General features: G+C 42.0%; 11 protein-coding genes. 4 read left to right on the top strand and 7 right to left on the bottom strand.

The genetic code is table 11. The annotated features are described in order from the left end of the window. Positions 1–24: 24 nt before the first annotated feature. Genes ABIC84_RS02550 through ABIC84_RS02540 form a run of 3 tightly spaced genes read right to left on the bottom strand, consistent with a single transcriptional unit; the run spans position 25 to position 5,606 of the window. Entirely contained in the window at positions 25–1,566 is a 1,542-nt protein-coding gene (locus ABIC84_RS02550) for a dihydrolipoamide acetyltransferase family protein (RefSeq protein ID WP_429262567.1), read from the bottom strand. 43 nt (positions 1,567–1,609) lie between these two features. Continuing rightward, the gene (locus ABIC84_RS02545; RefSeq protein ID WP_429262566.1) at positions 1,610–2,857 is read right to left on the bottom strand and encodes a competence/damage-inducible protein A; all 1,248 of its coding nucleotides are present in this window, start codon (positions 2,855–2,857) and stop codon (positions 1,610–1,612) included. Positions 2,858–2,864: 7 nt separating this feature from the next. Beyond that, positions 2,865–5,606: a putative LPS assembly protein LptD gene (locus ABIC84_RS02540; RefSeq protein ID WP_429262565.1), complete on the bottom strand. Its 2,742-nt coding sequence runs from the start codon at positions 5,604–5,606 to the stop codon at positions 2,865–2,867. A 52-nt stretch (positions 5,607–5,658) separates the two neighbouring features. Here ABIC84_RS02540 and ABIC84_RS02535 point away from each other — a divergent pair, with 52 nt between their 5' ends. Beyond that, on the top strand, positions 5,659–6,591 hold the full coding sequence (locus tag ABIC84_RS02535) for an N-acetylmuramoyl-L-alanine amidase family protein (protein WP_426586974.1): 933 nt from the start codon (positions 5,659–5,661) through the stop codon (positions 6,589–6,591). A gap of 112 nt (positions 6,592–6,703) precedes the next feature. Then, positions 6,704–7,648, top strand: coding sequence for an MlaD family protein (locus tag ABIC84_RS02530; RefSeq protein ID WP_090527134.1), 945 nt, complete (start codon positions 6,704–6,706; stop codon positions 7,646–7,648). Positions 7,649–7,728: 80 nt separating this feature from the next. Here the strand turns inward: ABIC84_RS02530 and ABIC84_RS02525 are convergent, their stop codons facing one another. From ABIC84_RS02525 to ABIC84_RS02510, 4 genes are all read right to left on the bottom strand, one after another. Continuing rightward, the gene (locus ABIC84_RS02525; RefSeq protein ID WP_426586972.1) at positions 7,729–8,643 is read right to left on the bottom strand and encodes a ribonuclease Z; all 915 of its coding nucleotides are present in this window, start codon (positions 8,641–8,643) and stop codon (positions 7,729–7,731) included. Between the two features lie 22 nt (positions 8,644–8,665). Further along, complete coding sequence (locus tag ABIC84_RS02520; RefSeq protein ID WP_090527130.1) at positions 8,666–9,043, bottom strand: STAS domain-containing protein; 378 nt, start codon at positions 9,041–9,043, stop codon at positions 8,666–8,668. 51 nt (positions 9,044–9,094) lie between these two features. Continuing rightward, positions 9,095–10,039, bottom strand: a complete 945-nt coding sequence (locus ABIC84_RS02515) for a phosphoribosylaminoimidazolesuccinocarboxamide synthase (protein ID WP_429262564.1) — start codon at positions 10,037–10,039, stop codon at positions 9,095–9,097. Between the two features lie 91 nt (positions 10,040–10,130). Beyond that, positions 10,131–11,096 (bottom strand): PhoH family protein, encoded by a 966-nt coding sequence (locus tag ABIC84_RS02510; RefSeq protein ID WP_429262563.1) that lies wholly within the window; start codon positions 11,094–11,096, stop codon positions 10,131–10,133. A gap of 102 nt (positions 11,097–11,198) precedes the next feature. Here ABIC84_RS02510 and ABIC84_RS02505 point away from each other — a divergent pair, with 102 nt between their 5' ends. Together ABIC84_RS02505 and ABIC84_RS02500 are read left to right on the top strand one after the other, a co-directional pair. After that, complete coding sequence (locus tag ABIC84_RS02505) at positions 11,199–11,975, top strand: SAM hydrolase/SAM-dependent halogenase family protein (protein ID WP_091162693.1); 777 nt, start codon at positions 11,199–11,201, stop codon at positions 11,973–11,975. Positions 11,976–11,988: 13 nt separating this feature from the next. Beyond that, positions 11,989–12,516, top strand: coding sequence for a hypothetical protein (locus tag ABIC84_RS02500; RefSeq protein WP_426586966.1), 528 nt, complete (start codon positions 11,989–11,991; stop codon positions 12,514–12,516). Positions 12,517–12,526: the final 10 nt, after the last annotated feature.

The following is a 12,526-nucleotide window of genomic DNA, read 5'->3' as shown; positions in this document are numbered from 1 at the left end:
TTCCTTGTTTTATATAGTAAAGAATTATACCTCTCTGCTATTATCCCACTTTTCCAAATAGTCAGCCACACGCCGTACAAACGAGCCGCCCAAGGCACCATCTACTACACGGTGATCATAAGATAATGAAAGGAACATCATGTGGCGTATGGCAATCATATCGCCTTCTTTTGTTTCAATTACAGCCGGCTTTTTCTTAATAGCTCCAACAGCCAAAATAGCTACCTGCGGCTGATTAATTATTGGGGTACCCATTACGTTGCCAAATGAGCCAACATTGGTGATAGTAAATGTACCCTCCTTTACGTCATCGGGCAGTAACTTGCCGTTACGCGCACGGTTTGCCAGGTCATTAACGGCCTTAGTTAAACCAACAAGGTTTAGCTCATCAGCCTTTTTAATTACAGGCACTATCAGATTACCGTTTGGCAAAGCCGTAGCCATACTGATGTTGATCGCGGCTTTTTTTATGATCTGTGTGCCGTTAACCGATACATTGATCATCGGGAAATCCTTAATGGCTTTCGCCACCGCTTCAATAAATATAGGTGTAAAGGTTATTTTTTCGCCTTCGCGCTTTTCAAAGTTATTTTTTACTTTTTCACGCCATAATACCAGGTTGGTTACATCAGCCTCAACAAACGAGGTAACATGAGGCGATGTTTGTTTGCTCATCACCATGTGGTCGGCAATCAAACGGCGCATCCTGTCCATTTCTATGATTTCATCACTGCCGGACACAGAAACGGCCGGGGCAGGCTGCTGCTCAACAGGGGCACCTTTTGGCGTTTCGGTTTTTGCAGGTTCCGGAATCGCAGCGATTACCGGTTGCGGCGCAGGTTCAGCAGCCGGTCGTGCTTCCTTAGCAGGCTCAACTGTTTTTACAGGCTGCCCGGCAGTTTGAGTAGTAAACGACTCAACCTGAGTTGACGAACGCGTATTTTGAACAGATGAAGTTTTTGCCTGCAGATAGTTCAGCAGGTCATCTTTGGTTAAACGACCATCCGAACCTGTTCCGGGGATGCTGTCCAACTCCTCAATACTGATGCCTTCCTGTGCGGCAATATTTCTCACGAGAGGCGAATAAAAACGCCCTTCGGATTTAAATACCGGAGCAGCAGGCGAACTTTTTTGCTCAAGCTGATCAATACCAGGAATGCCGGATAAATTTTCCGGCTGAATTTCGCTCAGTTCCGGTTCAGGAGCTTTTACAGTTTCGGTAAACGGAACGGTTTCGTGATAAGTTGAGTCTGCTATTTTCGGTTCTTCGGGAGGGTGTGGCGCAACCTCTTCCGACTGGGCAACTATCGGTGCAGTTTCAGGCTCATCAGTTTCAATTATAGCTATAACCGCGCCTACCTGTACAACATCATTTTCTTTATACAGTTGTTCAACTAACTTACCTGCTACAGGCGAAGGTACATCAGAATCGACTTTATCGGTAGCGATTTCCATTACCGCGTCATCGGCATTTACCTTATCACCCGGATTTTTAACCCATTTGATAACGGTTGCCTCAGCAACGCTCTCCCCCATTTTTGGCAATAACAGCTGGTATCTGGCCATACAGTAGAATATAGTTTAACCTCAAAATTATGTATTTAAATCTTTACTTTTTAATTTCAGTAAGCAAAGTATTCAACATTGACAGCGCCATCACAGCACTTCGCTCAATATTTTGCCTGCGTTTACTGCCAAATGTATATTTCTTTATGATTGATTTCTCCTTTGCGGCAACTGCAATCCACACAGTACCAACGGGTTTATCCTCTGTGCCCCCACCCGGACCAGCTACACCGGTAATAGCGACAGCCAAATCCGACTTGAAATTTAACAGTGCGCCTTCTACCATTTCCGTTACCGTTTCTTCACTAACGGCTCCATGTTGCCACAAAGTTTCGTTCTTTACTCCTAAAATACTCTCCTTTAACTCATATGAATAGGATACAGCGCCTCCTAAAAACACCTGTGATGAACCAGGATGCTGGGTAAACAAATGGGACAGATAGCCTCCGGTACAGCTCTCGGCTACTGATAAAGTAAGGCCGTTTGCTTCCATCCTGTCAAGTATGGCCTTTTCAAGCGGGATATCCTGATCAATAACAAACGGTGAACCTATGCGTTCAATTAAACGGGAGGCAAATGCATCCACCTCTTTTTGCAAAGCAGTTTCATCATTGCCAAAAGCGCTTAAGCGTAAACGCACCTGGCCTAACTTGGGCAGATAGGCCAGTTTAATATGTGATGGCAAATCATCTTCGATATCCGCAATGCGTTCGGCCAAAAATGATTCACCCTCACCAACGGTTAACAGCGTTTTATGAATGATCACGGGAAGCTTTAAGGTAGCCTTAATTTTAGGCAATACCTGCCCTTCCATCATGTACATCATCTCAAACGGCACACCCGGCATCGACATATAGATGACACCGTTGTGGTTAAACCACATACCCGGGGCAGTGCCATTTTCATTCAATACAACCTCGCAATTAGCCGGAACAAGTGCCTGCTGTTTGTTGATCTCCAATAACGGGCGGTTATATTTGGCAAAAATGCGTTCTACATTAGCAAATGCATCCTCGTTTTCAACAAGCTCAACACCAAAGTATTCGGCTAATGTTTTTTTGGTGATATCATCTTTTGTAGGGCCAAGTCCACCGGTTATAAAAATGATCTTGGCCCGGCTTGCTGCTTCGGCTAATGCCTTCAGGATATGTTCTTTATCGTCGCTTATTGATGAGATCTGCTTTACCCTTATCCCTATTTTGTTAAGTTCGGTAGCCATCCAGGCCGAATTGGTATCAACAATTTGTCCGATAAGTATCTCGTCGCCGATGGTAATTATTTCTGCCAGCATTATTATATTAATAAAAAGATGATTGTGGATTGTAATCGCTTTTCTTACTTAGTTTCAAATCCTGTAAAATAGAAGCCTTCACTTTTAAAGTTACGTTATACATTTTATATACACCGAAGGGGATCCATTGAAAGGCCAGATCCCAGCAATGCAGATCGCGGTATATTGAAAACGAGGTAGCGCTTGCAAATTTAGCTGCCTTGATATCATACGTAGTAGAGTATTGGATCTTCCACTTTTGCGTGAGGTTCACATCGCCCGAAATCTGGAGCGTATTACTGGTTGTTTTGTTGTTCAAGTAGTTTTGATAGCTAAAACTGTAGTTAAGCGAGATATTCCACGGCACGTTAAAGTCAACGTATGCATTCGGATCGCTGTTTACCAGGGCGAGTCTCTGAGCTTGGGTGGGATTCATGGTTGCGATAGTATTCAGGGCGGCATTTCCCGGAGTTGCTTTAGTTGAATTCAAACTCCCACCCATAGAGATGTTTAAACCTGATAAAGTTGGGAATTTGCCGTCCTGCCAGGCATACCTGTTTATATAACGGCTTGTTCTTACAATCTGATTATTGGAGATTGAATCGCTTACCTTGGTTACGTATGGGCTAAACACTCCCGAAAAACTGATACTTAATTTTTGATTGAAAATAGCGGTATGCCCCGAAAATGAAATATCAGAAAGTTTCATTGAGTCGGCCGCGAAATTATAAAAGGTGGAGAACGACAAACCTTGTAAAATCATGATTTTTCGGTCGGTGCCTGATGTATCCGTGCTTTTCGCTTTTACTTTCGCCTCTATAGTATTATCTACCGAAAAGTTTAACCCCGCCTGCTTACCCGCTGAGGGGCCGCCATAAACTCCGTTCTGGAAAATAGAATATTTTTGATAGGTATACGGATAAGGCACCGTGGCTGTACTAACAGCTGTTTTGTAATAGCCAAAGCTTGGGTCGCTGAAGTCGGGACGATAGCTAAAACTTATTGACGGTGTAGCCACGTGCCTGATTGCTCTCAGGTTACCATGTTTAAAGTTTATGGTACCGTACAATTTGGTTGATATACCTGTACTGATACTATACTCGCCGGCACGCTTAAAACCAGGTATAGTATCAATAATTAACTGATTTGAACCGGCAATGCTTCCCCTTTCAAATCTTTCATTAATACTTTGAAAATACCAGCGTTCGGTATAGTTGATGCTGTTATTAAACTGAAAGTACTTTAACAGGTTTAAGCCCAGGCTAACCGGGATGGTATGCTGAAAACCATTTTGTAACCGTTTTGATAAAGTTTCGCCTTTAAATAACTGGGACTCGGGTATATCGTTAAGTTTGTTAGTACCTACTAAATTATAGCTCACCGTAATTTTTTGATACCATTTTTGCTCGCCAACCCTGTCTTTAGAATCGAAGGGGTTTATTGACGACATACCGAAGGCAATGGTGGGCAACTCGATATTCACCGTTTTACGGGCTATATCCTGGCTATGCGAGATACCTACACTTAGGTTAAAAGGTGTACCTGCCCATGTTTTACCATAAGCGATACTCGAGCGCAAACTACTTTGAGCAATGGAGTTAACATTATAGTTACTTGCTGACGGCGTATTCCTGAAGAAACCGGAAGTACCTGCATCAACTGAAGCACTGAAAGTTGAGCCGGGGTTAGCGTTGGCATCCTGCACATGCGACCAGTAAATATGCGCGTCTTTAGTGGCCGGGTCGCCCTCAAGGCCATAGTTATGCGAACCAAAACTGAGCGTAACGTTGCCCGTATATTTATAACGTTTAAGATATCGTGCCGTGCTGCTTAGCTCATACGAGCCTTTTGAGTAGATAGATCCGGTGGTAGTCAAATCAACATAATCATTTATACCAATATAGTATCCAAGTCCTTTTAAATAGAAACCCAGAGTGTTGTCCTCACCAAAAGTTGGCAAAATAACACCTGATGTCCTGGTATCCGGCTTAGGGAAAAAACCGAAAGGAATGGCGAGCGGTAAGGGGACCCCTTCAATCTCCAGGTAAGCGGGCCCGGATATAATACGTTTCTTTTCGCCGATGCCACGGGTAATCACTATACCGAAGTGGGTATCGGGATAAGGCAAATCGCAGGTACTAAAAATAACGTTACGGTATGCAACCTCATCATCATTGAGCTTTTTTGCCTTTCCGCCCGAAATGAAGTTACCCTCCTGTTCAGATGCCGGGTTATATATAACTACTTTCTTTGTTTTGTAATCAAAAATCAGCGAATCAGATGCTACCGGCTTATCCGTTTTTTGCTTCATGATAGGCCTGCGGACATATTGGTGCGTACGCGGGTCAATGCTTCCCCGTGCAAATATGAGGTGGTTTTTATCATCAACCCTGATATAGTCTGCATCAAGCTCAAAATCTTCATAGGTTACACGCGCTTTCCCGTAAAAATAGGTAACTTGGTGTTCCCGGTCTGAGTGGGTCGAGTCCTCGGCTGTTGCCTTTACTTCTGATTGCAGGCCGCCTTTATTCTTTTTAGTGGTATCATTTGCCGGTAAAGAATTTACAGGCTTACCGTTTCGTAGCGGCGTTATTGAGCCGGATTGTTTACCTTTAAGAAGTTTCTTATCACGGAGCGAATCAAGTTTGATAATAGTATCCGTTAAAGGCCTCCTGCCATGGCTGTTATTTAAAACAGCGCCGGCATTAGCAGCAAGTCCGTTTACTATTAATATAATTGCAAGCAGAAAAAAAAAGGTTATGAATTTCAAAATTGATTATGAATAGTATTTTTGCAGATATAGTTAACAGCGTTCAAAAATAATGAAAAATAAGGCATTGAAAAGATTGATTTATAGTTTGTGGGTGTTGCTGGTTCTCCTTTCATTTTTTCCTTTTAAATCATACAGTTCTGTTTTAACCAATAGTCTTCCCCGTCAAACCGACACTGTTGTAAACAGTACCGGTTTTAAGATCAAAACCATTATTATCGACCCCGGGCATGGTGGTAAACCATCAGCCTCTACAGGTCATTATTCACACGGTGCATCGGGCTCTTATTCGTCAGAAAGGAATGTAACGCTGGCTATTGGCTTTAAATTGCAAGCCGCTATAGAAAAAGAATTAAGCGGCGTGAAAGCTGTAATGACCCGTACTACCGAAGATGATGTTTCGTTTGAACGCAGGGCTGAGATAGCCAATGAAAACAAAGGGCAGCTCTTCATTTCTCTGCATTGCAATTCGCTATCTGACAGAACAATTCGTGAAAAGGTTGGTACCAAACGTCGTAAAGCAGTATACCGTACCGTTCGGGTCCCGGACAGATCGGGAAAAGGCGTATTGATTTTGGTTTATGGTTTACACCGCACCCGCGAAGAGGAAAACGCTATTCAAAAAAACCAGGTTGGTGAAGAGACCGAACTCGACGGCGGAGCACTGGATCCGAACGACCCCATGACCATTATTTTAACAAACGAGTATAAGAGAAAGTTCAGGCAGCAAAGTATCAAGCTGGCTACTTTAATTAACGGCGAGTTTGTTGATACCGATGGAAGGCGTAGCGAAGGGATCAGGGAGCAGGGCATTTACGTTCTTTGCCACAGCGCAATGCCATCGGTATTGGTTGAAACCGGCTATATCAATAACCCCGACGATGAGAAGTACCTTAATTCAGAAGAGGGACAAAATGAGATTGTAGCTTCAATTATCCGTGCATTAACAACCTATAAAAAAGAGATGGAACAGATTTCGCAATAATTGTAGAAGCCAAACTGTTACCTTCCTTGCAAATAAAACGTACATCATAAAACATATAAGCCTGGTTGCAGGTTTATAGCCTTAAACACAATTAACGCATAAACTCTACTTAATGAAAATCTCTAACGAAACCAAAATTGGTGCACTTACGGCAATAGCAATTACCATACTCATATTAGGTTACAGTTATTTACGCGGTAATGACGTTTTTTCAGGATCAAATAAATACTACGCTATTTATAACAGCGTTGAAGGTTTAACCGTTTCAAAACCTGTATTGGTAAACGGTTACCAGATAGGCCGCATCTCTAAAATGAAACTTCAGCCAGACGGGCGTACCGTGGTTGAATTTAAAATTGAGCCAGATGTGGTTGTGCCTAAAAACACCCTCGCCAAGCTTGAAAGTACGGATCTGCTAGGCAGTAAAGCCATTGTTTTTGAGTTAGGTAACAGCAATGTACCCGCCGAAGATCAGGATACACTTAAAGCCGACATTCAGGGCAGCCTTGCGGAAAGCCTGCAGCCCATACAAAAAAAAGCAGAGATGCTGATGTCTAAACTCGATTCGTCACTGAGCGCTGTTAACAAGATCCTGAATCCTAACTTTCAGAAAAACATTGACCGCAGCTTCATGAGCATTGCCAACTCATTGCAAACACTTGAAGGTACTACCAAAAAAATAGACCACCTGGTAGGCTCGCAAACCGGACATATCGACGCCATACTTACCAATGCCGAGGAAGTATCAGGCAGCTTAAAGACAAGCACAGCCCACCTAAACGGGATGACAGCGAACTTTGAAAAAGTAAGTAATGACGTTGCTGCTGCTAACCTGAAACAAACACTTGATAATGCAAATAAAGCTATGGCCGATTTGCAGGCAACTATTGCCAAAATCAACTCCGGTCAGGGTTCTTTGGGCCTTTTGCTTAATGACGATAAAATGTACAAAAACCTTACAGATGCATCAAACAACCTCAATAACCTGTTTATTGATCTGAAGGCACATCCAAAACGTTATGTGAGCTTCTCGGTATTTGGCGGTAAAAAGGATTAATTTTAGCTTAAGGCAAAAAGCCTAAAGCTTTAAAAGTTCTGAGCTTTCAGCATTTTGCCTTAAGCTTTCAACTCTAAAAACTATTCTATAAAAAAGGTTTTCCCCTCAATTGCAAGTTCAGTTGAGGGGAAATTTATTTTAGCCTCATCCAGTAACTCGTTCAGGGTTTTATAACGGGCCGAAAAATGGCCTATTAGTAGTTTTTTTGCGTTGGTTTTCAGGGCTATCTCTCCGGCTTGTAATGCTGTGGTGTGATGGGTTATAACTGCCCGGTCAAGCATATCATTTAAAAAAGTAGCCTCGTGATAAAGCAACGTGGCGTTGGCGATTTGGCCGAAATAGTTTTCATTATACATCGTATCGGAGCAGTAGGCGTAGGTTTTAGGCTCGGCCGAATCGATAGTTAGCTCTTCATTTTTGTAAACTTTGCCTTTTTCATCAGTATAATCCCCCCCTTTTTTCAATACCGAATAATAGGCAACCGGGATATCGAGACTTTCTATTTTCTCCTTAACAAGTTTACGAAGTCTTTTCTTTTCCTTAAACAAAAAGCCGGTACAGGCAATGCGGTGATCAAGCGGTATCGTTTCAACTACAACATCACTATTATTGATCACCACTTCACTTTGTTGGGCATTGGTAAATATATATTCAACAGGGAATTGCAGTTCGGTATCTGAATATCTTAATTGCAGATCAATTATTTCTTTCAACTGCACAGGGCATACCAGTTTAAGCGCCTTTTTACGCCCGTTAAGGTGCATGGATGATAATAAACCAACCAAACCTAAATAATGATCGCCGTGAAGATGGCTTATAAAAATATGATCAATGCGACTGGCTTTGATATCAAAACGGAGCATTTGTTGCTGCGTGCCTTCGCCGCAGTCTATTAAATACAGGCGCTCATTGATATTGAGCACCTGTGACGTAGGATTTCTGTTGAAGATCGGGGTTGCGGAGCTGCTGCCAAGTATTGTTACCTCAAATTTCATAATAGGTAAACAATCAAATGGTTTATCTTGCTTCCTTTTTTAACTCTTTTTCAATCTCTTCCATAAAAATAAGATCGACACCTTCTTCGGCAGTTGGAACAATGGTTAATACATTATCCAGTTGTGATATGGTTATTAAACGCGCAACTGCGTCATTTAAACCCGCCAAAATAAATGAACCCGTAGCATTTTTACACAAGCGGTGACCAACCAGCAAACTGCTTAAGCCTGATGAATCGGCATATTTCACCTGCGACAAGTCGAGAATGATGTTGCGCTGACCCTCTGTATTGATCAATATCAATTCAGATTTCAACTGAGGCGTTACTATTGAATTTAATTTTGATTCATTAAGTTTCAATAATATATATTTCTCATGTTTATCTACAGTAAATTTCATTCTTATTAAATTTTAATAAGCTAAGATAAATATTTTATGGATATTTTAAAATTACATAACGCTCAACGCGTTATTAATTGCCGTTTCAACACGTGCTAATACATCCCCTTGGGCAGGATTAACAAATGGCTCACCTATAATCTGTTCGTAAAGCTCTATATAACGCTCAGATATCGAATTAACAATCTCTTGGGTCATAACCGGCACTACTTGCCCCTCTTTACCCTGGAAGCCATTTTCGATAAGCCATTTGCGTACAAACTCTTTTGAAAGCTGTTTCTGTGGCTCACCTTTTTGCTGGCGTTCCTCATATCCTTCTTTATAAAAATACCTCGAAGAATCGGGCGTGTGGATCTCGTCGATCAGGTAGATTTGGCCGTCAGCCTTACCAAATTCGTATTTGGTATCTACGAGTATCAAACCCTGTTTGGCTGCAATTTCGGTACCGCGTTTAAAAAGTGCCTGGGTATAAGCCTCCAATTTCACATAATCTTCTTCGGATACGATACCCCTCGCCAGGATCTCCTCGCGTGAAATATCCTCGTCATGCCCTACTGATGCTTTAGTGGTAGGCGTAATGATAGGTTGAGGCAGGATATCATTTTCTTTTAAACCTTCGGGCAAAGCAACGCCGCATACCTGACGCCCGCCTGCACTATATTCGCGGGCGGCATGACCGGCCAGGTAGCCACGGATCACCATCTCTACCTTAAATGGCTCGCAAATGCGGCCAATAGTAACACTTGGGTCCGGAACAGAAATAACCCAGTTCGGAACGATATCCGCTGTTGCCTCTAAAAACCGGGCGGCAATCTGGTTAAGCACCTGTCCTTTAAAAGGAATAGCTTCTGGTAGTACAACATCAAAGGCCGAAATGCGGTCGGTAACAACCATAGCCAGGAATTTATTATCTATCGTATAAACATCGCGTACTTTCCCCTTGTAAAATGCCGTCTGCCCCGGAAAGCTGAAATGTGTTTCTTTTATTGAGTTCATTTTTTTAGTTCATGGTTGATAGTTCATAGTTCATAGCCGATTTGCATTATTACCATGAACCATCAACTATGAACTATGAACTAAACTTAAATTACTGTATATCCCCGTAAGCTTCTAATATCTTACGTACTAATTTGTGCCTTACTACGTCTTCGCCGCTCAGGTATACTATCTCGATACCTTTGATATCGGTCAGTATCCTTAAAGCAGTGTGCAGGCCGGATTGTTGTTTTTTCGGCAAATCAATCTGTGTTACGTCGCCGGTTACAATGAATTTAGCTGATGGCCCCATACGGGTCAGGAACATTTTTAGCTGCATATCGGTGGCATTCTGGGCCTCGTCCAAAATCACAAAACAGTTATCAAGGGTACGGCCGCGCATAAAGGCCAGCGGTGCAATTTCAATGGTACGGTTCTCCAGGTAAACCTTCAGTTTTTCGGCCGGGATCATATCATCAAGCGCATCATATAAAGGCCTCAGGTATGGGTCGATCTTTTCTTTAAGGTCGCCCGGTAAAAAACCGAGGTTCTCCCCTGCCTCAACAGCCGGGCGGGTTAATATGATACGCTTAATTTCTTTGTTTTTAAGCGCCCTTACCGCTAAGGCCACAGCGGTGTAAGTTTTACCGGTACCGGCAGGCCCAATGGCAAACAAGATATCGCTTTTGTTGAGGCTATCAACCATGCGGCGCTGATTAGTGGTACGGGCCCTAACCATTATACCGTTAGGCCCAAATACAATCACCTCGCCGCTTGCAAACTTGTCTGCAGTAGCAGGTTCGGCAGTAGTTGTACTATTGTTGTTTCTTGAACCAAGGATCCGCTCGAGATCAGTTATGTTGAGGTTTTCAAATTTCTCAACATGATTTATCAGGTGAGTAAATTTTTCCTGGAAAACATTCAGTTCATTATCATCACCCAAAACCTTCACTTCACTGCCGCGCGCAACTATTTTAAGCTTGGGGTATTGTTTCTTAATGATCTCAAAATGATCATTATTTGGCCCCCACAGTACCGCAGGGTTTACGTTTTCAATTGATAGCTTAAGTTCGTTCAATACTAATTTGATTTTTTAGTTACGGATTTATATGAATTAAAAATTGAATATTTGTAGCTTCAAATGCTACTACAAGATTAGCAATAAATATTTATAAAATTAATGGCAATTATAACATTAACTACTGATTTAGGCGATAAAGATATTTACCAGGCTGCGTTAAAAGGCAGTATCTACAAATTGTTGCCTACAGTAAATATTGTTGATATTACCAACAGTGTTGCGGCCTTTAATGTACAGCAGGCTGCTTTTATACTTAAAAACAGTTTTCATTATTTTCCGGAAGATACGGTACACCTTATCGGTATTGACACCGTTTATAATGATCATACCAAATACCTTGCTATCCGCTACAAAAAGCACTACTTTGTAGGGGCTGATAACGGCATTTTTTCGCTGATGTTTGACCAGGAGCCTGAAGAGATAGTTGAGATCAACATTATGCAGGACCTTAAATTCCTTCACTTCCCCCTGGCCGATATCTTTGTAAAAACGGCCTGCCATTTAGCCAAAGGCGGCAAACTGGATGAAATAGGTCTGCCGGTGAGCGATATCGAAAACAAAATGAATTTGCAGCCTGTTATTGAAAAAAACATGATCAAAGGCGTTGTGATCTATATCGATTCATTTCAGAATGTGATAACCAATATAACCAAGGAGTTTTTTAACAGCGTGCAGCAAGGCAGGCGTTTTGTGCTCAATTTTAAGCGCAACGAAACCATAAACCATTTAAGCTGGCATTATAATGAAGTACCCGTTGGCGAAAAACTTTGTTTATTTGGTATTAGCGATCATTTGGAAATTGCTATAAATAAAGGTAATGCAAGTGGTCTTTTGGGCCTGAACCTGAATGACAAGGTGATCATTGAATTTCAATAAGGTATTTATATAAATGAAAAAAACTGCTCTGCTTTTTTTATTTTGTTTGATAACAACCGTTTGGGCATCGGCCCAAAGCACTGTTAACTCCGATTCTGTAGCATACCAGCTTCAGCGTAAAAAAATAAATAATATGCTGGCGGCCCGTAAACAAAAATTCGGGCAATATGAACAAAGCCTGGGTCAGCATACCGGCATTTTCGGCTTTCAAACCAAAGGTGATGTCCGACGTTCGGCCGGCATTCTGATGGATATCGCTAAAACAGACGATGCTATTTTTAAAGAACTCAAGATTCTGCTTGAATACCGTGATTTTCAGCAAAGACAGATCCAGAGCCACAGCAAAGAGGCAGAAACTACAGCTGCCGGTTATATACAGGTAATTAACAGGTTAAGGCAGCAAAATGTCCATCTTAAACAACAGTTAAACAATTCAGAAGAGCACTTCAAAACCCGGCAAAACATATTGGTAGTAGTGATACTTTTCATGATTGCGTCAATTTTGTTCCTACTTGTTAAAAAGAACCGTGTTAAAGCGTAAATTCGCGGCT

The sequence above is a fragment of the Mucilaginibacter sp. 3215 genome, assembly GCF_050433785.1.
Lineage (GTDB): Bacteria > Bacteroidota > Bacteroidia > Sphingobacteriales > Sphingobacteriaceae > Mucilaginibacter.
The sequence above is the reverse complement of the archived record's forward strand: the minus strand, read 5'-3'. Positions and strand labels throughout refer to the sequence as shown.

Coding starts and splice junctions, on each gene's coding strand:
- ABIC84_RS02550 (WP_429262567.1), bottom strand. CDS start 1,566: ATGGCCAGATACCAGCTGTTATTGCCAAAAATGGGGGAGAGCGTTGCT.
- ABIC84_RS02545 (WP_429262566.1), bottom strand. CDS start 2,857: ATGCTGGCAGAAATAATTACCATCGGCGACGAGATACTTATCGGACAA.
- ABIC84_RS02535 (WP_426586974.1), top strand. CDS start 5,659: ATGAAAAATAAGGCATTGAAAAGATTGATTTATAGTTTGTGGGTGTTG.
- ABIC84_RS02530 (WP_090527134.1), top strand. CDS start 6,704: ATGAAAATCTCTAACGAAACCAAAATTGGTGCACTTACGGCAATAGCA.
- ABIC84_RS02525 (WP_426586972.1), bottom strand. CDS start 8,643: ATGAAATTTGAGGTAACAATACTTGGCAGCAGCTCCGCAACCCCGATC.
- ABIC84_RS02520 (WP_090527130.1), bottom strand. CDS start 9,043: ATGAAATTTACTGTAGATAAACATGAGAAATATATATTATTGAAACTT.
- ABIC84_RS02515 (WP_429262564.1), bottom strand. CDS start 10,039: ATGAACTCAATAAAAGAAACACATTTCAGCTTTCCGGGGCAGACGGCA.
- ABIC84_RS02505 (WP_091162693.1), top strand. CDS start 11,199: ATGGCAATTATAACATTAACTACTGATTTAGGCGATAAAGATATTTAC.
- ABIC84_RS02500 (WP_426586966.1), top strand. CDS start 11,989: ATGAAAAAAACTGCTCTGCTTTTTTTATTTTGTTTGATAACAACCGTT.